Origin of the sequence: Streptomyces sp. NBC_00316, from assembly GCF_036158715.1 — a bacterium.
Classification (GTDB): Bacteria; Actinomycetota; Actinomycetes; order Streptomycetales; family Streptomycetaceae; genus Streptomyces.
This window is the reverse complement of sequence record NZ_CP108023.1, coordinates 8,002,321-8,024,682: the sequence shown is the minus strand read 5'-3', so window position 1 is coordinate 8,024,682 and position 22,362 is coordinate 8,002,321. Positions and strand designations below refer to the sequence as shown.

General features: G+C 67.8%; 24 protein-coding genes and 3 pseudogenes. 13 read left to right on the top strand and 14 right to left on the bottom strand.

Going from position 1 to position 22,362, the window contains the following annotated elements; translation table 11 throughout:
• Positions 1–15: 15 nt before the first annotated feature.
• Entirely contained in the window at positions 16–498 is a 483-nt protein-coding gene (locus OG878_RS35755) for a DUF6114 domain-containing protein (protein WP_328890610.1), read from the bottom strand.
• Between the two features lie 20 nt (positions 499–518).
• Positions 519–1,142: a DUF6230 family protein gene (locus OG878_RS35750; protein ID WP_328890609.1), complete on the bottom strand. Its 624-nt coding sequence runs from the start codon at positions 1,140–1,142 to the stop codon at positions 519–521.
• 421 nt (positions 1,143–1,563) lie between these two features.
• Here OG878_RS35750 and OG878_RS35745 point away from each other — a divergent pair.
• Positions 1,564–1,776: pseudogene (locus OG878_RS35745) on the top strand (phosphotransferase); the annotation flags it as partial.
• A gap of 213 nt (positions 1,777–1,989) precedes the next feature.
• Positions 1,990–2,283: pseudogene (locus OG878_RS35740) on the top strand (hypothetical protein); the annotation flags it as partial.
• Here the strand turns inward: OG878_RS35740 and OG878_RS35735 are convergent.
• On the bottom strand, positions 2,240–3,031 hold the full coding sequence (locus tag OG878_RS35735) for an IS5 family transposase (protein ID WP_328890608.1): 792 nt from the start codon (positions 3,029–3,031) through the stop codon (positions 2,240–2,242). The pseudogene OG878_RS35740 and the gene OG878_RS35735 sit on opposite strands and share 44 nt — an antisense overlap.
• 266 nt (positions 3,032–3,297) lie before the next feature.
• On the bottom strand, positions 3,298–3,801 hold the full coding sequence (locus OG878_RS35730; RefSeq protein WP_328890607.1) for an N-acetyltransferase: 504 nt from the start codon (positions 3,799–3,801) through the stop codon (positions 3,298–3,300).
• A 72-nt stretch (positions 3,802–3,873) separates the two neighbouring features.
• Between OG878_RS35730 and OG878_RS35725 the strand changes: the two genes are divergently transcribed.
• From OG878_RS35725 to OG878_RS35715, 3 genes are all read left to right on the top strand, one after another.
• The gene (locus tag OG878_RS35725; RefSeq protein ID WP_328890606.1) at positions 3,874–4,629 is read left to right on the top strand and encodes an AAA family ATPase; all 756 of its coding nucleotides are present in this window, start codon (positions 3,874–3,876) and stop codon (positions 4,627–4,629) included.
• 234 nt (positions 4,630–4,863) lie between these two features.
• Entirely contained in the window at positions 4,864–5,319 is a 456-nt protein-coding gene (locus OG878_RS35720; RefSeq protein WP_328890605.1) for a DUF5959 family protein, read from the top strand.
• A 374-nt stretch (positions 5,320–5,693) separates the two neighbouring features.
• Positions 5,694–6,571, top strand: a protein-coding gene (locus OG878_RS35715; RefSeq protein ID WP_328890604.1) for an IS5 family transposase whose coding sequence is annotated in 2 segments (ribosomal slippage) — positions 5,694–6,087 and positions 6,087–6,571 — 879 coding nt in all. Because the reading frame shifts where the segments join, the coding sequence is not laid out codon by codon here.
• A gap of 128 nt (positions 6,572–6,699) precedes the next feature.
• On the opposite strand, the gene OG878_RS35710 is transcribed toward OG878_RS35715, so the two are convergent.
• Entirely contained in the window at positions 6,700–7,185 is a 486-nt protein-coding gene (locus tag OG878_RS35710; protein ID WP_328890603.1) for a hypothetical protein, read from the bottom strand.
• A gap of 469 nt (positions 7,186–7,654) precedes the next feature.
• Here OG878_RS35710 and OG878_RS35705 point away from each other — a divergent pair, with 469 nt between their 5' ends.
• The 3 genes from OG878_RS35705 to OG878_RS35690 all read left to right on the top strand — a co-directional run bounded on the left by OG878_RS35705 (position 7,655) and on the right by OG878_RS35690 (position 10,296).
• The gene (locus OG878_RS35705) at positions 7,655–8,749 is read left to right on the top strand and encodes a DNA polymerase III subunit beta family protein (protein WP_328890602.1); all 1,095 of its coding nucleotides are present in this window, start codon (positions 7,655–7,657) and stop codon (positions 8,747–8,749) included.
• 1,014 nt (positions 8,750–9,763) lie between these two features.
• Entirely contained in the window at positions 9,764–10,039 is a 276-nt protein-coding gene (locus OG878_RS35695; protein ID WP_328890601.1) for a DUF6233 domain-containing protein, read from the top strand.
• A 26-nt stretch (positions 10,040–10,065) separates the two neighbouring features.
• Entirely contained in the window at positions 10,066–10,296 is a 231-nt protein-coding gene (locus OG878_RS35690) for a hypothetical protein (RefSeq protein ID WP_328890600.1), read from the top strand.
• Positions 10,297–10,391: 95 nt separating this feature from the next.
• On the opposite strand, the gene OG878_RS35685 is transcribed toward OG878_RS35690, so the two are convergent.
• Both OG878_RS35685 and OG878_RS35680 read right to left on the bottom strand, forming a co-directional pair.
• Positions 10,392–10,730: a thioredoxin family protein gene (locus tag OG878_RS35685; RefSeq protein WP_328890599.1), complete on the bottom strand. Its 339-nt coding sequence runs from the start codon at positions 10,728–10,730 to the stop codon at positions 10,392–10,394.
• Between the two features lie 562 nt (positions 10,731–11,292).
• Complete coding sequence (locus OG878_RS35680; RefSeq protein WP_328890598.1) at positions 11,293–12,432, bottom strand: PucR family transcriptional regulator; 1,140 nt, start codon at positions 12,430–12,432, stop codon at positions 11,293–11,295.
• Between the two features lie 87 nt (positions 12,433–12,519).
• Between OG878_RS35680 and OG878_RS35675 the strand changes: the two genes are divergently transcribed.
• From OG878_RS35675 to OG878_RS35665, 3 genes are all read left to right on the top strand, one after another.
• Entirely contained in the window at positions 12,520–13,575 is a 1,056-nt protein-coding gene (locus tag OG878_RS35675; RefSeq protein ID WP_328890597.1) for a ferredoxin reductase, read from the top strand.
• 7 nt (positions 13,576–13,582) lie between these two features.
• Positions 13,583–14,701, top strand: a complete 1,119-nt coding sequence (locus tag OG878_RS35670) for a fatty acid desaturase family protein (RefSeq protein ID WP_328890596.1) — start codon at positions 13,583–13,585, stop codon at positions 14,699–14,701.
• 1,259 nt (positions 14,702–15,960) lie between these two features.
• Entirely contained in the window at positions 15,961–16,359 is a 399-nt protein-coding gene (locus OG878_RS35665) for a hypothetical protein (protein WP_328890595.1), read from the top strand.
• On the opposite strand, the gene OG878_RS35660 is transcribed toward OG878_RS35665, so the two are convergent.
• The 3 genes from OG878_RS35660 to OG878_RS42400 all read right to left on the bottom strand — a co-directional run bounded on the left by OG878_RS35660 (position 16,341) and on the right by OG878_RS42400 (position 17,116).
• The gene (locus tag OG878_RS35660) at positions 16,341–16,655 is read right to left on the bottom strand and encodes a hypothetical protein (protein WP_328890594.1); all 315 of its coding nucleotides are present in this window, start codon (positions 16,653–16,655) and stop codon (positions 16,341–16,343) included. The genes OG878_RS35665 and OG878_RS35660 overlap by 19 nt on opposite strands.
• Before the next feature lie 3 nt (positions 16,656–16,658).
• Positions 16,659–16,793 (bottom strand): hypothetical protein, encoded by a 135-nt coding sequence (locus OG878_RS35655; RefSeq protein ID WP_328890593.1) that lies wholly within the window; start codon positions 16,791–16,793, stop codon positions 16,659–16,661.
• A gap of 191 nt (positions 16,794–16,984) precedes the next feature.
• Entirely contained in the window at positions 16,985–17,116 is a 132-nt protein-coding gene (locus OG878_RS42400; protein WP_443049285.1) for a hypothetical protein, read from the bottom strand.
• 324 nt (positions 17,117–17,440) lie between these two features.
• Between OG878_RS42400 and OG878_RS35650 the strand changes: the two genes are divergently transcribed.
• Complete coding sequence (locus tag OG878_RS35650; RefSeq protein ID WP_328890592.1) at positions 17,441–17,827, top strand: DUF6281 family protein; 387 nt, start codon at positions 17,441–17,443, stop codon at positions 17,825–17,827.
• A gap of 101 nt (positions 17,828–17,928) precedes the next feature.
• On the opposite strand, the gene OG878_RS35645 is transcribed toward OG878_RS35650, so the two are convergent.
• Together OG878_RS35645 and OG878_RS35640 are read right to left on the bottom strand one after the other, a co-directional pair.
• Positions 17,929–18,231 (bottom strand): hypothetical protein, encoded by a 303-nt coding sequence (locus tag OG878_RS35645; protein WP_328891543.1) that lies wholly within the window; start codon positions 18,229–18,231, stop codon positions 17,929–17,931.
• 122 nt (positions 18,232–18,353) lie between these two features.
• Positions 18,354–18,812 (bottom strand): annotated as a pseudogene (locus OG878_RS35640) (tyrosine-type recombinase/integrase); the annotation flags it as partial.
• A gap of 117 nt (positions 18,813–18,929) precedes the next feature.
• Here OG878_RS35640 and OG878_RS35635 point away from each other — a divergent pair.
• Positions 18,930–20,375, top strand: coding sequence for a glyceraldehyde-3-phosphate dehydrogenase (locus OG878_RS35635; RefSeq protein WP_328890591.1), 1,446 nt, complete (start codon positions 18,930–18,932; stop codon positions 20,373–20,375).
• A gap of 305 nt (positions 20,376–20,680) precedes the next feature.
• Here OG878_RS35635 and OG878_RS35630 read toward each other — a convergent pair whose 3' ends face one another.
• Positions 20,681–21,484 carry a polysaccharide deacetylase family protein gene (locus tag OG878_RS35630; RefSeq protein WP_328890590.1) on the bottom strand — a complete coding sequence of 268 codons (804 nt, stop codon included), beginning with the start codon at positions 21,482–21,484 and terminating at the stop codon, positions 20,681–20,683.
• Positions 21,478–22,344, bottom strand: a complete 867-nt coding sequence (locus OG878_RS35625; protein ID WP_328890589.1) for a DMT family transporter — start codon at positions 22,342–22,344, stop codon at positions 21,478–21,480. The genes OG878_RS35630 and OG878_RS35625 overlap by 7 nt, the downstream gene beginning before the upstream one ends.
• Positions 22,345–22,362: the final 18 nt, after the last annotated feature.

The window sequence follows — 22,362 nt, the reverse complement described above, 5'->3', positions numbered from 1 at the left end:
TGACCGGTCAGGTCGTCACATCCCACCCTGGTCCTCGCCCAGCGGGCCGGCCGTCGGCACAGGGCCCACCGCGGGCGGCGCCCCGTCGACGTCCGTGGGAGGAGTCCAGGCACAGGCCAGGGAACCGCCGATCAGACCGCAGAGCAGCCCGAGGAGGAGGCCACCGAAATTCGCGACGGGAAACGAGATCAGAGCGAGCAGCATGGTTGCGATCCCGGCGAACATGCGCACCTGCCGATGGAACCACAGGGAGAAGCCCAGGACCAGGAGCAGAACCCCGATGACCAGCGCTCCCGCGCCGGCCGTGGTCGACAGAGCCAGGGGAATGCCGCCCAGCGTCACATGAGCATAAGGGAAGTAGATGATGGGCAGGCCCGCAAGGGCAGTGAACAGGCCGGCCCAGAAGGGCCGTTCACCCCGCCAGGTCCTGAATCTCCGTCGGACGTCGGCGGCGGTCACGCGCAGGTTCTGCCGTCTGCCGGAAGGCTCGAAGAACACGCGTGCTCCCTGCGGAAGGATCAGAAGCATTCGTGACGGCCCTGCTTGAGCCGCACACCGAAATCGGGAACGTTGAACGTGGCGGCCGTGACCGCGACCGCGGTCACGCGCACGTCGGTCAAAGTGCTCGACACCGCCTGCTGGGCGAAGCCGTTGGGGTCGAAGAACTGCGAGTTCCTGTCCTCCGGGCTGATCGGGCCCTTGGTCACCGCACCCGCTGCGACGCCGATGTCCAGGCCTTCGAGATTCGCCTGTCCGACCGTCGCGGACGTCACGTCGAGGAACAGGTTCCTGGCCTCCACCGGCCTCTGTTCGCCGCCGGTGAACCTCAGGGTGTACGGGCCCAGGACGGGGACCTGTACCACCACGGACTGGCACAGTCCACTGATCGTCGCGTTGCGGGCCCCGATGACCACGACCGGCACGAGGGCGCCCGCCCGGCTCACATCCACCATGCCGTAGATGCTCACACCGCGGGACCTCAGAGTGTCCACGGCCACCTGGAACCTCTGGCCGGAGATGAAGAAGGACGCGGCCAGCGCTCCCTGCGCCATGGCGATCCCGAGAACAGTGGCGGCCGTGACACCCGGAACGAGAACAGCGGCGAAGCGCTTCCAGCAGGTCCTGCCGGAGCGGTGCAACATCCCGTCTCCTCCGGTCATGGAAATGGGCCCGCCCAGGTCGGGCGCGGGCAGGCGGCATCTCCGTCTCTGGTGACGGATCCTAGACTTCCGTGTACGTCAGCCGATGGCAGGTCAGGCTGGTCAGACGGGTGATGCCGTTTCCGGTTGGGCCTATCGGACGAGGTGCCGTCGGCCGTGAGCGCGGCCCGGGCGCCCTCCGCCCGCTCCCGCGCGAGCCGATCACGGCGCACCCCGTACCCGCGCGGAAGGGACCGTCTTCCGGCGGGCGGCGCGTGGAGTCGCCCGGCGGACAACGGCCACGTGCGCAATACGGTCGGCAGACGGGCCTCCGTCGCACTGCCATGGCTTCGGCTGCCCGCTGCACGGAGTGGGCGGACACAGGAGCCGGGCTTGACAACGGAGAGAACCGCGGACGTCCGTCCCCGGATCGATTCTGATGATCGCCTTCACCTTGATGTCGGCCGGGAGCCGGGCTCTCTTCCGCGCCGCGCTCGGCGTGGACGACGCCACCTGGGTCCGGGGGCGCGGCTGTGCGCTTGCCACCGGTCTGAACGCCTCCACCTCGTACGCCGCTGTCAGCCCCCGGGCCGCCGAGCAGACCACCCGTCAGATCACCGAGGCCCTCATCGGCTGAGCCATGGGTTGGACGACAGCGCCCCACCGGTCGTCGCGGTGGCCCCGCTCCTGCGGTCGCGCGGCCTGGGCGGCGTCACGCCGACGGCCCGGGCCCTCCCGATGATGCCCGGCGGCGGGTCGATACGGTTCTGGCTCCGGACAGCGCCGCTGACGCCGGCCCCCAGCCGCCGCCGGGCCTCGGGAGGCGGACAGGCAGCCGGCGTCCCGTGATGCGGCCAACCCGAAATCGCAGGTGCTGGTGTGGCGTGAGGAGGTCGCCTCTTCGGTGCTGTCGGTCGACTACCAGCGCATCCTTCAAGCCGTCGCGGACCGTGTCCGTCTCGGCCAGGGGCCGCTGACCTGCCAGGAAATGGCCGCAGTGTTCGGCATGGACGTGGTGCCGGCGCGGGTGGACGCATTGCGGTCGAAGGCGAAACGCCTGGTCGCCCGAGGCTGGCTGGCCGAGCCCGCACCCGGCCGGTTCACCCTCGGCCCCGATGTGGCCGGGCCAGGCGACGGGTCATGAGGGCGGCCATCGACCAGTAGATCATCACCTCGGCACTGGCGATACGACGCTCGAAGTCGCGGGCCAGGCGGCGGCTTCGCATCAGGTGCGCGAAGAGACGCTCGACGATCCACCGCTTGAGCAGCATCACGAATCCCTTCATGTTGTCGCTGCGCTTGACGATCGCCAGGACCAGGGCGAACGCGGCCAGGCAGTGCTCGATCAGACTGCCGGTGTAGCCGCCGTCGGCCCAGACCAGGGCCAGGCCATGGTGAGCGGCAGCCACCTGTTCCAGCAGGATGTGGGCAGCGGTGCGATCGCCCACATCCGCAGCGGTGACCACCACGCCCAGCAGCAGGCCAAGGGTGTCGACCACGACGTGCCTCTTGCGTCCATTGACCAGCTTGCCGCCGTCGAAGCCACGGATGCCGGCGCCGACCACGGCATCCGCCTTGACCGACTGCGAATCAATCACCCCAGCCGTCGGCAGGGCATCGTGCCCTGCCCTCTCCCGGACCTGCCCGCACACCCGGTCATGGAACTCCCGGACCAGGCCGCGATCGCGCCAGCGGCGGAAGAACGCATGGACCCGGTCCCACGGCGGGAAGTCGGCCGGCATCGCCCGCCACTCGATGCCGTTGTCCACGAGATAGCCGATCGCGTCCAGCATCGCCCGGTGGCAGTACGCTTCCGGCTGCCCGCCCTGGCCCTGCATCCCACCCGGCACCAGCAGCAGCGGCCGCACCACCACCCACTCCGCGTCCGTCATGTCGCTCGGATACCGACGCTCTCGCAGGCGATTGTCGGCAGCGTTTCCGAACCGGTGAGCCAGACAGTCGCACTCCCGAGTACCCGCGGTGGACTGCACGGGCATCGGCACGCAAGACTGCGACACCAAGGCCTCCTGATGCTCGGTGATTCGACACCAGCGAGCTGTTCAGGAGGCCCTCCTCGCATGCGCCGAGCAACCGACGACCATCCAGTCGAGACGGCCGTTCGAGCACCAAGTCCCCAGAGCATTAAGACAAAAGCTACTTACGCGTCGGGGTGCTCCGGCAGGGCGAGCCAGTCCGACCAGGAGATCTCGCGGCCGAGGAAGCGCGGCTGCTCGAACGGCCAGTCGGCGGCGATCCACTGCGGCACCAGCTCGTCGAGGGCCTGCTCGACCTTGCTGCCCACCAGCTCGTCCACCACCCACCAGGAGATCTCGCCGTCCGCGCCGGCCCTCTCCGGTGGGTCGATGTAGACGCAGCCGAGCAGAGCTGTCTCCGCCGCGTCGAACAGCGCGTAGTTGAAAGACTGGTGTGCGGCGATCTCCTTCTCGTGCCGCAACAGGTCGACCTGGTCGGCCTCGTAGGTCATGGTGGCCGCGGGCCAGCCCCAGGCTGGGCCGAAGATGGTCCACAGCCGCTCGCGCGAACCCATCACAGCCGGATAGTCGAGCGGGGTGTCCGCCTCCCGGATCGGCCGCAGGTGATGACCACTGCCCGGCAGCGGTACCAGGACGGGATGGACGAAGTCATCGGGGAGCCAGCTCATAACGCCCGACCGTAGCAGCGCACGGCCGTCCGCTCCCCTGGATTTTCCCCGTATACCGCCAGCCCTGCTCTCATGCCGGGCAGTGCCCGCGATCACCCGATCGAGACTCCCGTTCGATCGACAGAGTCCACGATCGGTACTTGGGCTCCCTCGATGCGAACTACGGGCGGTGCGGTGGCTGAGGGCTGCTTGGCTGACCGTGATCGGCTCGTAGACAGTACGGTCAAGGTCCGACAGGATCGGCGGATGTTGAGATGGGAACGGCCGTTGGTGGTCGCCGTATGTGGGTCCCCGGGGGCCGGAAAGACCACCGTTGCCTGCGTAACGGCGCGCCGCCTCGGTGTGCTGTTCCTGACCCGGGATGCGATCAAGGTCGGTCTCGGGCTGTCCTCCGCTTCCGTAGCCAAGGACGGCGGTGTTCAGCTCAACCCGGACTTCCACATCGCCGGCGGTCCTTTGAGCCTCCGCGCTGAGACCGTGATGGTCAACGCAGCTCGGCTCCTCACCTCCTCAGGGGCGAGCTTCGTCGTGGAATCCTCCGTGTTGTCGCACAAGCTGCTAGATGCGCTACTCGCATCTGACGCCCGAGTGCTCGCTGTTCACGTCGTCGCCCACGAATCGGTCATCGGTGAGCGCCTCCGCGCCCGAGCGGCCGAAGGCGGGGCGGTCGACCAACAGCTCTCATCTCAGTTCCAGCGAGGCGAGATGAAGCGGTCGATTTTCGATCCGCCGGGTGGAGTCGATGCAGTCGTTGAAGTCGATACCTCAGATGGTGGTGATCCGGATATCGAACCCATCGAGGCAGCCGTCGTCGCCCTGATTCGGTGACCGGCCACCACTCAAAAGCACCCAGTTTGAAGACCCCGTATGCGGATGCCTGCTGAGCTGCCGTGGCGCTGGCCTGCGGTGGGTCGGTACTTTCACTCGTGTTCACCGTGGCCCCCCTTGATGCCGCCCGATCGGGCACGCCAGGGGCACGTGCTGCTCGCGGCACGCAGGGTGGGGATCCAATGCAGCATGCATGATGAGTCGCCATATCTGTGTGGCTGAAGGGGCAGGGGCATGACCGAGCAGGGGCCAGTGGAGCTCATCCACCTCGTTGATAGCGAGAACAGCGTGATCGTTCGAGTGGTGGGAGCGACGAGTGCCGGCCTCCCTGGGGACGGCTGCCTCATCGCCGAGATCGTGGCTGCCAGCGAGTTCGCGAACGGTCGCCTCGCAGAGGTGTATCTGCTCCCCGACGATCTCGACGACTGGGCTGAGGCGCTGGATCTGCTAGCGGCAGGCCAGTCGGTCAGCTGGATGGAGGATGGGCGCAACCCGGAGGTCCGGATCGAGCTGAAGGGCCCCTACTTTTCTCAGGGCGAGACCCTCAACGCTGTGGTGGTCGAGGTGAGAGACGCCTCAGTTTCCCTCACCTCGGTCCGTGTTCTGGTGCGCCTGCCCGATGACTGGGTCGATGCCCATCGTCGGAGACTCGACCAGGTTCACAAGGCATGGCCGCTCGGAGCGCGTTGAGGGCTGGCTGATCATCTGGCAGCCGGCCAAGCCCTGACACAGGTGAGTGAAGCGCTCGGCACGATCGGCGTCCCCGTCGTTCCCCCGGGTCAACGCAGCTCATGCAAGACATCCGGCATGGCAGGGGCACATCGAGTCACTGCGGAAGGCCAAGGTGGATCTTGTCTACGGCCCTGACGTCTGGCCACTGTATGAACCGCGTGAGGGACCAGAAGTTCGAGAGCTACCCTGGCCCACGATCATGGAATCCATCGAGCAAGCGGTAACCCCGCCTGCTCGACATCCGCTTTATGAGTTCGATCCTTGGATGCCCTGACGCACCTCCGCCTAGGACGTGTTTGAGATGTTGATCAAGGTCGTGAAACGATCTTCAGATGTCTCGTGGCGATCTGACGGATGCACAGTGGGAGCGGCTGGAAGCGGTGTTGCCGCCGATACCGAAGATGGGCCGACCTCCGAGGGATCGGCGGCAGGTGTTCGACGGGATCTGGTGGCGGGCCCGGACCGGCTCGCCTTGGAGGGATCTGCCCGAGCGATACGGCCCCTGGGAGACCGCGTATGCGGTGTTCCGACGATGGCAGATCGACGAAACATGGGCCCGCGTCCTGAAGAAGTTGCAGGTCAAGGCAGATGCAGATGGGATCATCGAGTGGGAGATCTCGGTCGACTCCACCGTCTGCCGGGCCCACCAGCACGCCGCCGGGGCCCGCAAAAGGGGGCTGACGATCCGGGCCGGACGCGTCCGAACGGCCTCGCGGCCGAGCCGGACGACCACGGTCTGGGACGCTCGCGCGGCGGACTGACCACCAAGATTCACCTCGCCGTCGACGCCTCCTTCCACGTCCTCGCTGCGGTCATCACCGCCGGCCAACGAGGCGACGCGCCCGCCTTCGAGCAGGTGATGGACCGAATTCGTGTCCCCCGGATCAGCGGTGGACGCCCCCGCACCCGGCCCGGACATGTGCTTGCCGACCGGGCGTACTCCTCCCGTCAGATTCGCTCCTACCTGCGCAAACGCGGGATCGCGCACACCATCCCGGAGAAGCGAGACCAGGCCGGACACCGACTCCGCCGCGGTTCCGCCGGAGGCCGTCCGCCCGGCTTCGACCGCGAAATGTACAAGCGCAGGCACAAAGTCGAGTGCCGGATCGGCCTTCTGAAGCAGGCGAGAGGCGTTGCGACCAGGTACGACAAGCTCGCCGTCCGCTACGAGTCGACCGTCCAGCTCACCCTCATACGGCAGGCGCTGTGACCACATCTCAAACACGTCCTAGGACGCCTGGTCCCTGCCTAGTTGCTGGACTCCGAGGCTGTTCGCCGACGTTGATGTCAGCGATGGGTGTCAACAGGCCGCGATGCATCAAGGTCTGGCCGCGCAGGTCACGTCTGCTTCGGAGGGTCGGTCGAATGTTGCCCTTGGGTATCACGTTGCCCAGCCTCTTTGATCGCCGCGCGGAAGTCTCGGCGGTGACGCCACCACTCGATCACCGAGCCCGTCTCGCTGCGCTGGTGAGGCGGTACCAAGAACTTCGGCCAGTTGAACCACACGATCGTGGCGTGCAGCATCAGCAACGGGAACGAGCCCAGGATGAAGAAGGCGCCGACCTCTTCAACAGCGGGGCCCGCACCGCCGGCGGCAGCGGTAGCTGCCACGATGCCGATCGTCATGGACATCAGCCAGCCCGCGAGGGCAACGATGCCGCGTTCATGTCCCCTAATGACCGACGGGTTCGTCGAGTACCGGTGCGTCGCCGCGTCGGGCGCCCGATCCGAGTCGGCCCAGTGAAGCCAGGCCGCCCGCACGGAGAACAGGCTCACCGCAACCATGAAGAGAAGGACGAAGATCCCGAAACTGATGTCTGCCACAGCCCCTCCCCGGCGTCAGCACTGACGAGACGCTCCAGTATCCGCGCGGACTCCCGAAGGTTGCCCAGCCGGGGTCAGCCGCCCGAGAACGCGGTCTTCCACCCAATAGAGATGGCTTGAAGGTCCGGCCCTCAGCCTTATCAGGTCGATCACGGAGAGCCGTCGACGTCGGTCCACCCGCCCCGTCCCTCGACTGACTGCACGCTGGGGTTGGGCGTCGATCGCGGCTGTTCGCGCTCGTTGGTGTCAGACACATGCGCTGAAGCACTCCATCAACCCACCACTCTCCCCGGCTCCCGTCCCGTCCGCCTTCGACCCGCACACCGTGGAGCGCGCCGCCGCGCGTTTCGCATGGACCGTTCGTCCTGCCCTCCATCGGCCGGTCTCGCCTCTGTACCCGCATGCTGTTCAGTGTTCGAGTCGGCCGGCTGTTGACCCTCGACTTGGTGGAGGGCTCAGAGTGCGGGGTGTGGAGAGCGAGATGCGCAGTATTGGTGAGATGGCCCGGGACAGTGGACTGAGCGTGAGCGCCCTGCGGTTCTACGACGGTGCTGGCGTGCTGGTCCCGGCCTGGGTGGATCCGGTGAGCGGCTACCGCTGGTACGGCCCCGAGCAGCTTGAGGAGTCCCAGTTGCTGGCCCGGCTGCGCCGGGCTGGTATGCCGTTGGCGGACATTCGGCTAGTACTGGCCGGATGGTCAGGTGCGGACACCGACCTGGTGCGGAAGCTGCTCCAGGCGCATCTGCGCCGTCTCGAACTCGGGCTGTCCGATGCCCGCAATGAGTTCTCCACGATCCGAGCGCTACTCGAATGCAGGGAGAACCCCATGACTTCGCTCCGAACCACGATCGTCCGGTCGGCTGTCTTCGCACCTGAGCTGGCCGCCGCGCTGGACGCGGTCCGCTTCGCCGCCAGTACCGACCCGGAGCTGCCGATGCTCGGCGGTGTCCTGTTCGACATCGAGGGCGACGTGCTCCGTGTCGTGGCCACCGACCGGTACCGGATGGCTGTCGCACAGGCCGCTACCACCGGGCATGGCGGGCCCCGTGTGCAGATCATCGTGCCGTCCCCGCTCGCCGACGCGATGCGGGCGCTGCTGAGTGACGACGCATCCGTTCAGCTAACTGTGGATGGTGACCGCGTGGCCTTGGAGACGGGGGACCGTCAGGCGGCTGGCCAGCGCCTCGATCACGACTTTCCTGATTACCGTCGCCTCGTCCGCCTGCCAGCAGGGCGCCGGGCCCTTGTCGATGTCCCGGCTTTCCGGAAGGTGGTGGAAACCGGCCCCGTCCGTGCAAGCGAGGTGCGCGAGCAGGACGGCGTGCCCTGTGATCTCAGCGTGCTTAAGGTGGCGGCCGACGGCGTGGTGACCGTCTGCGAAGACGGTGACGACGATCAGGACCACATCGCCGTCAACCGCGAGTTCCTACTGGATGCCCTCGCCGCCGGAGCCCGGGATCAACTGATTCTGGAGTTCGATGCCCCTACAGCGCCCCTGGCGATCCGCCGGACCGACACCGAGGACACATTTTCGATACTGATGCCTGTCCGCCTGGAGAACTAACCACTGGGGCAGGCGCTCTGCCGGTCTCCCTCGGCGATCAACTTGGGGCCCGGTTCAAGGCGCTGCTGGTGCGGTCTTTGGACTCGGCTTCTGCGGTGCGGGGGCTGGGCAGCGTGGCCGCGGCGAGATCGAGGCTGTCCGCATCTGTTGGTGTCGGCCGCTGATGTCAACCGACACCCGCTTTAGGAGCGTGGTGGGGCGAGTTGGGTCCTGACCTGTGAGATGCCGACGTCGGCGGCTACTGGCCTCGGCCACCGCCAGCAGCCGCAGTTCCCCGTGAGTCCCCGCTCGATCTGGCGCGGTCGTGGCACGGGGGAACCGCTGATCCGTAGCTCTAGCCGGATCGGTCGGTGGTGGTCACACCGGTCGTGGTGCGGCTGGCTCTGTTCGCGAGACCGGACAGCAGTTGTGCACCAGTGTGGGAGGCAGCCAACACCTACGTGGGAATCGAAATGCTCACGGGTTCCGACAGCGCTGGTAGAGGTGGGCGCCTTCGGGGGCGCCGAATCATGGCGGCCAGCGACTGTCTAGGGTCACGTGCATGTCGAGGACCACACCGCCCCGCCCGCTCGATGTCGAGGCGCTTTTCCCGGAGCTGGCTACCCATCGGGGCACTACCACCCGGCTCCATCCGCGCCCGGGCCGACCTGATGTGGCGGCCAGTTCCGTGGGCTGCCCGCTGCTGTGGCCGGTGGACGAACCCTGGCCGATGTGCACCGAGCCTCACAGCCGTGCACGGGGCCGACGCCCGGCGGACATCCACCGGCGGCGACAGATCCTGGCTTCCGCATGGCTCCGTGAATCGAACCCGGGCCCCACGAACGAGGAACGGCAGCTACTGGAGGAGCTGGACTCAGAAACATCGCATTCAATCAGTGCCGTTCATGCAGCTCCTCCTCGACCTCGGAAACATGCGCCGCCCGATGGTACTCAAGCGCTCGACATAGACTCGAACTCATATTCGATTTCCTGATCGACCTGCTTCGCCTCCGCACCCTGCGGACCTGGCACGCCATGTGGGTGGTGCGCATCAACGAAGCCATCGCGACAGCCGAGCAGCGGGAACGGGAGAAGCGGCAGGGCGAGGAGCGACGGCCGCCGACCCCGGACTGGATCATGGAGTTCGGCATCGCCGTCGGCCGGCGCCCCATCGAGGTGCACGTCGGCGGGTGCTACGCAGCCGGAAAGCGGCAGCGACCGATCACCCGCGAGCAGGGTGTAGCCGCCCTCGATGAAGGGATCCGAGCCCGCATCCACTGTCGGCCCGACACCGAACTGGGCGCGCTGTGAGCGGAGAGCTGTCACAGGCTGGACGTGTGGCGTTTCCGATCAAGGTGGCGCTGGCGCTGGCTGTCCCGACCCTGCCTGACGGGCTGGGTTGGTGGTTCGAGCCGAAGTTCGACTGGCACCGGACGGTGCTGCGCCGCACCGACGACACGGTGATCTTGTATGCCCGGTCTGGGCGGGTCGTCACCCCGCAGTGGATGGACCTTGCCATGGCTGGCATGGAGCTGCGCCCGGGCACCGTCCTGGACGGTGTGACGTGACCGGCGGGGGTGTCTCAGCCCCAAGGTGTCTCAGGCGGCGCAGCTCCCATAGACGAGACGTGACGGGCGTCGCGGCCACGTGCCGCAGCGGCCGCTCAGAGGTGGCCGTCCAGGAACTTCCGTACCTCGGCGATGGCCATAGGCCCCGTGCCGTGCGCCACCGCCTCTCCCTCCTTCAGCAGGACGTAGGACGGGGCTCCGGTGATCCCGTATCGCTCGGTTGCGGCCGGACAACGCGTAATGTCGGCGCGGACGGCCGTCAGGCGGCCCGTGTAGTCGTCGGCGATGCCACCCACGACGAGGTCCATCACCCGGCAGGGCTCGATTGCCTTGGGCCATGTCCCGGTGAAGTATGCGAGGACCGGAACTCCGCTCATCCCGAGGATGAAATCGAACTCCGCGTCCTCACGGGGTCGGTGAACCCGCTTCGTCATGGAAGCTCCTGACCTCACGTTCCGTCATTCCATCCCCATTATCCCTCGCGCGGTGTGCCAAGCCGGCCCAATCGGTCGTCCGCTTGACCTGTCGGAAGGGAGGCACGGGGCCGTCGCAGAACCACGGTGGTCCCCGACACGAGCGGCCCGGCCCCCCGCCCCTGGTGACCCGGCCTGGCCGCCCCGCCTGTCACCCAGCTGCAGCCCGCCGCGCGCCCGTGGGTTAGCTCGTGCCAGGACAGCGCCCTCCACGACGACATGAAAGCCATTTTCCAGGGCGTAGCGGCCCAGATCATCGACCAGATGCTCGATGAGCGCGTCGACGAGCGGGCCGGTGCGCATCGTCCACCGGATCCAGTCGAGCCGTATCCGTCACCGCGCTTCTCAGAGACAGCGCCCCCGACGGGCTTCTCGAGGCCTTGTCCGGTCTTCACATCAACCCCCGGTCTCAGCTGGCTAATACCGCTCTTCCCCGGGCCGCATGAGCCAGCTGATGGCACCGAGAACGAGGCACGATTCCTGGACTGCTCGCGGACGCGGGCGTGGATGGTCGAAGTACGCGTCAGCTGACCCGAAGACCAACCGCCAGCGTCAGTTCAAGGACCCGCTGTGGCGATGCGAGATCCGGAAACAGCTCCCGCAGCTGCGACATCCGGTACCGGACTGTCTGGGGATGGACGAACAACGCCGCCGCCACCTCGTCCCGCCTGCCCTGGTGCAGCAGCCACGCCCGCAACGTCTCCTCCAGCCGCCGTGCGGTCGCGACAGGCAAGGTCCGCAACGGTGCGAGGGCTCGGGCACGCAGCTCTGCGAACGCGTCCGCGTCAGCGCTCAGCACCAGCTCGGGCAGGTGGTCCTCGGTGTCGCGAATATCAGAGGAGAGGGAGCGCGCGCGTACGGCTCGTGCGTACGAGGCGGACGCACAAGTCCATGGCCGGGCCGGGCCGACCACGGCGGTGCGGTCGGTCAGCTGCCGCAAGAGATGTGATCGGTCGGCATCGGGGACGAGCAGCGCACCGGTGGCGTCCGGCAGATCGTCGAGGACGAGGGTGCTCGGGTCGAGCGCGCGGTAGGCAGGCCGGGCCTGGGCGGCGGGCAGCAGGACCGCGGTCAGTGAAACCGGAGGCTGCCACCCGGCCCGCTGAGCAGAGGCCAGCAGCACGTCCGGGCTCGCGCCGGCGAGGAGGTCGCGGGCCAAGTGTTCCAGGTGGCGCTCGTGGGCCCGGCCCCGGGCGGCCAGTTCGTCGGCGTGGCCCGCGGCGCTCGCGGCGGAGAGCTCGTCGATGTAGGCGAAGGTCAGCTCGGCGAACTTGGCGACCTCGGCGGCGGGCAGACCTGCGGGTACGGCACCCGCTGCCAGGCATCGCCAGGCCACGCGGGCGCCGACGCGGTAGGCGCTGAGCAGGGCGTCCATCGAACGGCCGTCGCGCACCTCGCCGCGGCCCAGCTCGTAGGCTGCGTCACCGGCGTCGCCGCCTGTGGCGTTCCCGCTCGCGAGGTCCAGGTAGTGCCCCAGGGCGGTGCGGACGGCTCGGCGGATGGTGGCGCCCATGCGGCCCGAAAGGGCGTTGGCGTAGGGAGGGACCTTGTCGATGATCGCCTGGACGACCTCGTCGGCGGTGGTCTTCAGCGCGGCCCGAAGTGCGGTGACCGTCCTCTCATCCAGGGCCAGTTCGCTGGCCCTCCGGATTGCATGGCTCACGTTTTTGTTCCCTGCGAACAATTCAGCCGACCAGATTTACGTCCTGCGGTCAGGACTTTACGCCGTGAGGCGCAGCAAGCTGTAGTCATGACGAGTACAGCCCTCCGCAGCAGGGCGTGGAAACTGCTGGAGATGGTCACGACGCCGCTGCTGCCGTCGGACTACCTCGACCTGGTCAGCCCGCTGCGTGCGGGCGCTGACCTGCGTGGGCGCATCGAGGCCGTGCACCCCGAGACGGGTGACGCCGCGACTATCGTGATCAGGCCGGGACGGGGCTGGCGCGGCCACACAGCCGGTCAGTACGTGCGGATCGGGGTCGACGTCGACGGGGTGCGCCTGTGGCGTGCCTACTCCCTCACCTCGCCGACAAACCGCCAGGACGGCCGCGTCACGATCACCGTGAAGGCGATCCCGGACGGCAAGGTCAGCAACCACCTGGTCCGCAGGGCAAAACCGGGCACGCTGATCCAGCTCGACCAGCCGACCGGTGACTTCGTGCTGCCGCAGGCCAAGCCCGCCAAGGTGCTCTACCTGACGGCCGGCAGCGGCATCACGCCCGTGATGGGCATGCTGCGCGACATCGAGTTCGACGACGTCGTCATGGTCCACTGCGCGCCACAGCCGCAAGACGTGATCTTCCGCAACGAACTGCACGACCTGGTCGCAGACAAGAAGCTGCGGCTCAGCGAGGTGCACACCGACACAGACGGCATGCTCGACATCGCCCGTCTCGACGAACTCGTGCCCGACTGGGCCGAGCGCGAGACCTGGGCCTGCGGGCCCGCGGGCCTGCTCGACGCCGCCGAAGAGCACTGGACCGAGCACGGCGTACAAGAGCGCCTGCACACCGAACGCTTCCGCCCCAGCATCGCCGTCGCCGGCGACGGTGGCGAGGTCACGTTCAGCGCCACCGGCAAGACCGTCGACGCGAACGGCGCCACGCCGTTGCTGGACATCGGCGAGGAGGCCGGCGTGCTCATGCCCTCCGGGTGCCGCATGGGCATCTGCTTCGGCTGCGTCACGCCGCTCAAGGCGGGCGCCGTCCGCGACCTGCGCACCGGCGAGATCACCGAGGCCGAGCCGGGCGTCCTCATCCAGACCTGCGTGTCCGCCGCGGCGGGCCCCTGCGACATCGAACGGTAGGAGCACCTTGACCGCCATCGACCCCACCGCCCACCTGACCGCGGAGCAGATCGAGGAGCTCGGCCGCGAGCTGGACGCGATCCGCGACGAGGTGATCGCCAGCCGCGGCGAGAAAGACGCCGCCTACATCCGCAAGGTCATCTCGGCGCAGCGCAAGCTCGAGCTGGTCAGCAGGGGCGTGCTGCTGTTCTCGATCTTCCCGCCCGCGTGGCTGCTGGGCACCGCCGGTCTGTCCGTGGCGAAGATCATGGACAACATGGAGATCGGCCACAACGTCCTGCACGGCCAGTGGGACTGGATGCGAGACCCGAAGATTCACTCCACCACGTGGGAGTGGGATCACGTCTCGCCGTCCGAGCAGTGGAAGCACTCGCACAACGAGCTGCACCACACGTACACCAACGTGATCGGCAAGGACAACGACCTCGGCTACGGCATCATGCGCGTCGACGAGGACCAGAAGTGGCACCCGTTCCACCTCGGCCAGCCGCTGTGGAACTTCATCAACGCCTGCTTCTTCGAGTACGGCATCGCAGCGTACGACCTGGAGCTCGGCAAGAACCTGCACAAGCGCCGCCGCAAGAACCCGGAGTTCCGCGCGCGGGCCAAGGCCGTGGGCCGCAAGATCCGCAAGCAGGTGCTCAAGGACTACGTGATCCACCCGCTGCTGTCGGGCCCGTCGTTCCTCACCACGCTCGCCGCCACGTTCACCGCGAACCTGGTCCGCAACATCTGGTCCCACTCGGTGATCATGTGCGGACACTTCCCCGAGGGCGTGCAGGTCTTCGAGCGCCGGTCGATCAAGGGCGAGACGCGCGGCCAGTGGTACCTGCGCCAGATGATGGGCTCGGCGAACATCAGCGGCAGCAGGGCCTTGCACTTCATGACCGGCAACCTGTCGCACCAGATCGAGCACCACCTGTTCCCGGACCTGCCGAGCAACCGGTACGCCGAGGTCGCGGTGAAGGTGCGCGCGCTGTTCGAGAAGTACGAGCTGGAGTACGTCACCGGTCCGCTGCCCAAGCAGGTGTTCTCCGCGTGGCGCAAGGTCTTCCGGCTCTCGCTGCCGAACAAGAAGCCCAAGGTCAAGACGCCGGACCGCGAGCAGGAGCTCGTCGCGGCCTGATTCCCGCTATTGGTTCAGATCTTTCGGCCGTGCCGGCGGCACCGCCGGGTTCTCTGAGATCCGTTGCGGACGGTGGGCGGCCGACATCAGACCGTACGACACGGGATCCGGGCAGCCCGGTATCCGGCTGCGCTGCCTGGACGTGCGCCAGGAGCTCAGCACACAGCCCCCGGCGAAGTGTTGTAGTGCGCTGACCTGCCGTGGTCGGACCGGTAGTCGGGTGCGTACGCGCACTCGGTTTGCCGACGGGCGGGCTGGGTGGAAGGCATGGGCTGTGACGTGGGCACTGCCGGAACCGATGCTCGCCTCCCCTGTGTCCGACCCTGCGCTGCTGCCGGGGTGGTGAGCCGAAGTGGGACGGGGGGCCGGCCCTGGTCTCCGTCGACGTGGGCCGGGTAGTGCTGCACTCACGGCGGGGCACGAGCCTGGCGGCTTCGTTCCCGGAGATCGAGTCCGGGAGCAGCCAACTGCCGGACGCGACGGCACTGGACGGTGTCATGTCGTGTGGGAGAACGACCGGCTCGCCTTCGAACGGCTTCAGCAACGCCAGCACCGCAGGTCAGCAGCCGCAGGCCGGGCGGCCACGCAGTGGCCAGGCACGGCGTCCGCGTCGATGGGGCGGGCTCAGCCGTTTGTTCAGGATGACGGCAGAGAGCGCGGCGAACCCGAAAAGGCTGATCAGCAGCGGCAGGCGGGACTCCGCGCCGCCGAGACCGACCATCCCGCCTGGCCGCCATGTCCCTGACCGCCGCACTCGTCGCACCGTGGACAGCCGCCGGCACAGTACGCCACCGAGCCCAGCAAAGCTGAAAACACCGCGGGTGTCGACGAACCGGTCGCGGTCCCCGGCTCAAACGGCGACCAGCGTGCATGTTCAGCGGTTGAGGCCAACAGGAATCCGCGAACTCGCGCGCTTCCTGCTGGGACGTCCTACATCACCCCGACCCAGCGATCGGGGACTGCCGGAGCCGCCCCTACGTTGAGCGCCGCACCTTGCTGCTGGACCTGCTTGCCGACGTCGGCCGGCCGATTCAGGCCGCGCCAGCCACTGACGACTACGAGACAGCAGAGCGTTGGTACCGGGCGCTGCAAGCGCAGGGCATTGAGGGGATCTTGCAGCCAGGGTTTGGTGTTGACCGATTGACCACCATGTTGCCGGTCCGCAGTTCTACCTGTCACGACCGCCTCTGTCCCTGAGCCCTGCGCAGGTCACGCCGAATCCTGTAGCAACGCCTGCATTCGGTCTCTACAGTCGCCACATGCCCACCGAGGACGAGAGCCCAAGTCCGCCCGACATCACCGTGATGCTCAAAGAACAAACCAGTGCCTGCAAGGCAGCACGCGACGCCATCGCCGCCGGCGGCGAGGTAGTGCTCTACGACGGACAGCCGCCACAGTGGATGGTCGTCGGCATCGCCGCGACAAGGCTGAAGCGGTCGTTGAAGATCGGCCTGACGACCCTCGGCCTCGACGAGACCGTTGAGATCCTCCGCGCTCGGCACCGCGACGAGCAATTGCGTACCGGCAACATCGTCGCAGCAGACCGATCTTGGTTCTTCACCCTGTACTTCGACTCCACCGGGACCGAGCTCTTGGCATGCAGTGGCCTCAAAAACGAGCGTCCCTCGCAGGAGAATGGTCAGGAGCTCCAGCTGTAGAGGCCGCCACCCGTGTCCACCGCAGACGCCGCAAGCCGGGCAACTCCCTGCAGGACCGCCAGTAGATCATCGTCGGTCATGTCGTCCCCGTCCTCAGACCGGACCCGCGTGGTCCAGCGGCCTGCAAGCTCTTCCAGCTCGGCGGAGCTCGCGTTGGCCAGCGCCCGGGTCAACCGCTGCGGCAGAGCGAACACCTCAACGCCGTCGTTCAAGGGGGCAGTGACCCACTCCGGCCACGCCCACCCAAGGAGCTGCTCAACCGGCGGAGCCTCGGCCGAAGGCTCCTCGAAGTACATGTCTCATTCGGCGATGGCACTGTCCGACTCAATGAAACGGCAGGTCACTGACTCAAAGGCCTCACCAGGTCCCCGCAGGCGCGTCGCAGCAGCGGTCTCGTCGTCGGCGGCGAGGAAGAACACTATGTCGTGGGCCATCTGAGCATAATGGCAGCCCGCCGAGCTGACGCGGGTGACGGATATCGAGGTTCAAGGACGTGCCGCCGTGCGTGCCAGAGCAGGCCCGCGAGAGGCTCGGCATGTAGCGCAGTGACAGACGGCGCCCGTTACCCTGACGCGGCGATGCTCCCGACCAACTTCACTTTGGCCGGAGGCATCATGTTGCACGGTCAGGCGCCGCCCGGTTGGATCGCCCCCTGGTCCTTCGCGCCGGGGATCCGCTCGCTAGGCCAGGTGTTGCACCAGTGGCAGGACCAGCGCAGGTTGTCGTTTGTATTCGGGCCCCCGTCGATCCAGGCCACGACGTGATCGAGGCTGCCGATCCTGCGCCCGATGTGCGCCCATGGCAGCGGCTTGCGGGTCTCCTGGCAGATAGGGGCGCCTTCAACCGCGAGGGATCCGCAGTACGAGCAGCGCCCCGGGGCAGCGGTCAGCACGCTGCAAGATCACATCTCGGGCTGAAAAAACGCGCGGCAAGGGAACCTGATCCGAGTTGCGGACATCGAACTGCGGAACACGAAGGCCTCGCCATGGGCACGGTTTCATTCCCGTGCTGAGCGATGGCGAGGTCACTCGGCAAAGAGGAGCACTCCTCTTCTTTGCCGCATCTACTGAGGGGGACACACATGAGCTGGACCAGGCGATCCGCCGACTTGCTAGTGGCGGCGGCCATGGTGACGTCAGTAGCCGCGTGCACGGCCGACAGCGGTGGCGGTGGAGCCTCCTGCGTCGCTCAGTACACCTACCAGGACATTACGTATCAAGGCGTGGGGAACGTGAAGTTCACACTCGGGAAGAAGCTCGGCGTCGTCACCGCACCACCCTGCGAAGACACCGGCGGCCTGGGCAAGAGCGAGGAGCCGGTTACGACGGGGACTGCCTACGAAGTGGACGGCATCTCTCCCAAGGTCGCCATCGCCATCGGGGACACACCGAAGACAGCCAGGTTCTTCGCCGTTCACTCCGGCTCAGAGCTCCCGCCCGAGGTGCAGAAACTGATCGACGGCTCCTGATCTGAAACGCGGGGCTCGGTGTGGTTCCAACGCTGACGCCACACCGAACCCCTCTCAACGACCGGCTGCGAAAGTTCCTCGGTATAGAGGTCTTCGAAGTCCTACCGCCATGAGCCGCGCAGTTCCACCCCATTCGGATTCGTGACGACCTCCGAGCCGTTCGGGGCGTACAGGACCGGCCCCACCTCCCATACCCAGGCACGACGCGGCATCTGGGTACGCACGGACTTCAACGCGGCGTCCGCGCTGGCCCCATCGCCTACAGCGCCGAGCCACCCGTCGCTCGTCGTCTTCTCGACGTGCACCGAGCCGCCGCGCTCGCGCACCCAGCGCTCCGCTGTCCCCTCGGCATCGCCCGACTCCCGGAAGGCGATCCGCTGCGAACCGATGTGGGCGACGTACACCGCGCGCCCCCGTCGTGCCCGCGGTTGTTCTCCTCCAACGCAGCCCGAGCGGGCGGCGTGAACCCCATGACCCGATCGATCGTCACGAGAGCGGCCGTGTGCGCCGTCTCCAGCAGGTGCCCGTACGTGTCTGAGGTGGTTGTGATCGATTCGTGCCCCAGGCGCCGCTGTACGTAGGTCAGGCTGTGCCTGTCCGACAGCAGCGCTGCAACGTGCGAGTGGCTCAGATCATGGATTGTGGGGAACTTCCACTGCGGCAGCACTCCCCGCTTCTTGGCCTCGGCGACGCCCGCCATCCACCGGTCGTAGAACGTCGAGTAGGGGAGCCGGCCGCCGCAGCCGTCGTGGAAGAGCAGATCGTCCTTGCCCATCTCTGCGAGGCCGTGATCGAGGAGTTCTTGCCAGAGTCCGGCCGTGAACTCGACCGTCCGCCGCCCCGCTTTCGCGGGAACGCCGCCCGGCAGAGGTCCGCCGAGCCGGGCGACGCAGATCACGTCGACGGAGTCCGACGAGTTCACACAGAGATCAAATCGGCATGAATGCAGCAAAACAAAAGATTCAGACCTCGCAATATGACCCATTCCGCCCTCGATACGACCAGGGGCCGATCACCGCATCCCGGCCGGACGGGTCCGTTTGAATGATCAAAGTGGCAGGGGGTTAGCATATGAGCGCCCCCTAGCTCGAAAGATAAACTTGTGACTGTCAACGAGGACTCGTTCACCAACTGGAAGAACCGCGAGGAGATCGCGGAGTCGATGATCCCGATCATCGGGAAGCTGCACCGGGAGCGGGACGTCACGATCCTGCTCCACAGCCGCTCCTTGGTGAACAAGTCGGTGGTCAGCATTCTCAAGACCCACCGATTCGCCCGGCAGATCGCCGGTGAGGAACTCTCGGTCACCGAGACGCTGCCGTTCCTGCAGGCTCTGACCACGCTCGATCTCGGTCCCTCCCAGATCGACATCGGCATGCTCGCCGCGACGTACAAGGCCGACGACCGCGGCCTGACGGTGGAGGAGTTCACCGCCGGAGCCGTCGCCGGCGCCACGGGCGCCAACAAGATCGAGCGTCGCGAGGGGCGCGACGTCGTCCTCTACGGCTTCGGCCGCATCGGCCGCCTGCTGGCCCGCCTGCTCATCGAGAAGTCCGGCTCCGGCAACGGCCTGCGGCTGCGCGCCGTCGTCGTCCGCAGGGGCGGCGCCGAGGACATCGTCAAGCGTGCCTCGCTGCTGCGCCGTGACTCGATCCACGGCCAGTTCCAGGGCACGATCACCGTCGACGAGGCGAACAACAAGATCATCGCCAACGGCAACGAGATCACGTTCATCTACGCCGACGACCCGTCGCAGGTGGACTACACGGCGTACGGCATCAAGGACGCCATCCTCATCGACAACACCGGCAAGTGGCGCGACCGCGAGGGGCTGTCGAGCCACCTCCGCCCCGGCATCGAAAAGGTCGTCCTGACCGCGCCGGGCAAGGGCGACGTCCCCAACATCGTCCACGGCGTCAACCACGACATGATCAAGCCGGACGAGCAGATCATCTCCTGCGCGTCCTGCACCACCAACGCGATCGTCCCGCCGCTGAAGGCGATGGCGGACGAGTACGGCGTGCTGCGCGGCCACGTGGAGACCGTCCACTCGTTCACCAACGACCAGAACCTGCTGGACAATTACCACAAGTCCGACCGTCGCGGCCGCTCCGCGCCGCTCAACATGGTCATCACCGAGACCGGCGCCGCCTCCGCCGTCGCCAAGGCGCTGCCCGACCTCAAGGCGAGGATCACCGGCAGCTCGATCCGCGTCCCGGTGCCGGACGTGTCGATCGCGATCCTCAATCTGCAGCTCGCCCGCGAGACCAACCGCGAGGAAGTCCTCGACCACCTCCGCGAGGTGTCCCTGACCTCGCCGCTCAAGCGTCAGATCGACTTCACCAGCGCCCCCGACGCCGTCTCGAACGACTTCATCGGCTCTCGGCACTCCTCGATCGTCGACGCCGGCGCCACCAAGGTCGAGGGCGACAACGCGATCCTCTACCTCTGGTACGACAACGAGTTCGGCTACTCCTGCCAGGTCATCCGGGTCGTCCAGCATGTCTCCGGGGTGGAGTACCCGACCTACCCGGCCCCGGCCGTCTGATCCCTGCGCGACTGTCCCACCGGTGCCCCGGCAGGCGGGGCACCGGTGGGGCGACTCCCCTCGCCCGGTAAGCGCCTCGTTCCGGTCGGAAAGATGCGGATCCGGGCGGGCATCGGAGTCCGGCGCCCCTCGGCAGGTATCGCAGACACTGCCGGCGCGGCCGTCTCGTGGCCGGGCGCGCCCCGTCCATCGGCAGCCCTCCGTACTGCCCTGATCAGGTGGTGCGCACCGGTGCCTGCCGTCGAGTGCAGAACGGCGACTCCTCATACCGCTGTTCGAGGTAGGCGGGTCGGCGTCGGACGGCGTCAGCGTGGCAGCCGTGCCCGGCGACGGTGTGTGCCGATGTGGACGTGGCCGATGCCGTGCTCCGCCAGCGGTCCGACGGTCAGGCCGAGCCGGCGGCACTCGGCCAGCAGTCCGGGCAGTGCAGCGAGCGTGGCGCGCCAGGCGCCCGGCGCGCTCCACCCGTCCGCGTCGTGCAGCAGCACGGTGCCGCCACCGGTCAGATCGGCCAGGACGGATGCCCGTACGGAACGGGCATCGGCGTGTGCCGTCCAGTCCCGGCCCCATGCCGACCAGAGCACCGGACGCAGGCCGGCGCGGCGGGCGGCGGCCAGGCGGCCGCCGGTGAGAATGCCGTACGGCGGCCGGTACCACTGCGGGGCGGTCCCGCAGATGTCCTGCACCGCGGCGGCGGTTCGCGTCACCTCGCGTACGTCGCGCAGCGGCGTGGGGAACCAGGGGCGCACGTGATGCCAGCCGTGCACCGCGACCTCGTGACCACCCGCCACGAGCGCTCGGCCGAGGGCGGGATGACGTTCCAACGAGCTGCCGACGACGAAGAAGGTGGCCCGTACCCGGTGCTCCTCCAGGACGTGCAGGAAATGCGGGGTGCTGGCCGGGTCAGGCCCGTCGTCGAAGGTCAGTGCCACGTGGGCTCGATGGCCGCGGCCGTCCAGAGCGGGGTCGAGGATCCTCCGTACAGGTGGCAGCCAGGTGGCGGCGGGTCCGATGTGGCACGCGGCAGCCACACCCGCGGCCAGCCCCACCGCGGCCGCTGCCGCGCCGGGCGACACCGTCGTCCACCCCGTCCCGAAGCGTCTCACCATCGCTGCTCCTCCTTCCCGGATACCAGAGGTGATCTGCTCAATTGCACACTGGCGAATGCGATGAGCCCCAGCGACGCGACTTCCGGCAGCATGCGCCAGCCCAGATCGATCCGCTCCCCGAACAGCGCGACGCCCAGAACGACGCTCAGCAAGGAGTCGCCGAGAGTGAGCGCGGGCTGTGACGCCGCCAGCGAGCCGGCCCGCAAAGTGGCCTGCAGCATGAGGAAGGAGCCCAGGCCGACGGCCGCGGCCGTGTAGATCTGCCACGTCGCGAACAGCGCCCCGGCTCCACCGGACACCAAGCCGAGCGTGTCCTTGATCAGCGCTGCGGTGAAGGCGAAGCCGATGGCGGTCACCGACCCCAGCACCGCCGCCCGGGCCGAGCCCTGCAGTCTCATGCCCACCACGGCCAGCACGATCGACACGGCGGCGGCGGGCACGGCGCCGGCCAGCCACCTCCTTGGCGGCACGGTCTCCACACCGCCGGCCGGACTGGCCAGCAGGAGGAAAGCGGCCAGGCCGAGTGCCATCCCGAGGAACGCCCACCAGGTCCGCGCCCCCGGCGGCCGCCGGAAGACGACCGCGGCCAGCACCAGCGTGAACAGGAGCTCCGTCGTCATCACCGGCTGCACCACCGACAGCGGCCCGGTCGCCAGGGCAAGGGCCTGCGCCGCCCCGGAGACGACCAGCAGCCCCGCACCCCAGCGCCAGGAACGCCGGCGGATGAACCGCAGCCGCCCGAGGAGAGGGCTGCCCGGAGGGCCGGCAGGGTCGGTCGCCGCAGCACGGCGCTGAAGCACGGAGGCGGCCGCGTTCCCGAGCGAGGCCAACAGCGCCAGTACGACGGAGACGATGATCACGTGCCACCACCCCTGCGC

Bases quoted from the DNA above. Each gene is read 5' to 3' on its own strand.
- OG878_RS35750 (WP_328890609.1), bottom strand. From the start codon at position 1,142: ATGTTGCACCGCTCCGGCAGGACCTGCTGGAAGCGCTTCGCCGCTGTT.
- OG878_RS35735 (WP_328890608.1), bottom strand. From the start codon at position 3,031: ATGACGGACGCGGAGTGGGTGGTGGTGCGGCCGCTGCTGCTGGTGCCG.
- OG878_RS35730 (WP_328890607.1), bottom strand. From the start codon at position 3,801: ATGAGCTGGCTCCCCGATGACTTCGTCCATCCCGTCCTGGTACCGCTG.
- OG878_RS35725 (WP_328890606.1), top strand. From the start codon at position 3,874: ATGCCGGGCAGTGCCCGCGATCACCCGATCGAGACTCCCGTTCGATCG.
- OG878_RS35720 (WP_328890605.1), top strand. From the start codon at position 4,864: ATGACCGAGCAGGGGCCAGTGGAGCTCATCCACCTCGTTGATAGCGAG.
- OG878_RS35695 (WP_328890601.1), top strand. From the start codon at position 9,764: ATGTGGGTGGTGCGCATCAACGAAGCCATCGCGACAGCCGAGCAGCGG.
- OG878_RS35685 (WP_328890599.1), bottom strand. From the start codon at position 10,730: ATGACGAAGCGGGTTCACCGACCCCGTGAGGACGCGGAGTTCGATTTC.
- OG878_RS35675 (WP_328890597.1), top strand. From the start codon at position 12,520: ATGACGAGTACAGCCCTCCGCAGCAGGGCGTGGAAACTGCTGGAGATG.
- OG878_RS35665 (WP_328890595.1), top strand. From the start codon at position 15,961: ATGCCCACCGAGGACGAGAGCCCAAGTCCGCCCGACATCACCGTGATG.
- OG878_RS35660 (WP_328890594.1), bottom strand. From the start codon at position 16,655: ATGTACTTCGAGGAGCCTTCGGCCGAGGCTCCGCCGGTTGAGCAGCTC.
- OG878_RS35655 (WP_328890593.1), bottom strand. From the start codon at position 16,793: ATGGCCCACGACATAGTGTTCTTCCTCGCCGCCGACGACGAGACCGCT.
- OG878_RS35650 (WP_328890592.1), top strand. From the start codon at position 17,441: ATGAGCTGGACCAGGCGATCCGCCGACTTGCTAGTGGCGGCGGCCATG.
- OG878_RS35630 (WP_328890590.1), bottom strand. From the start codon at position 21,484: ATGGTGAGACGCTTCGGGACGGGGTGGACGACGGTGTCGCCCGGCGCG.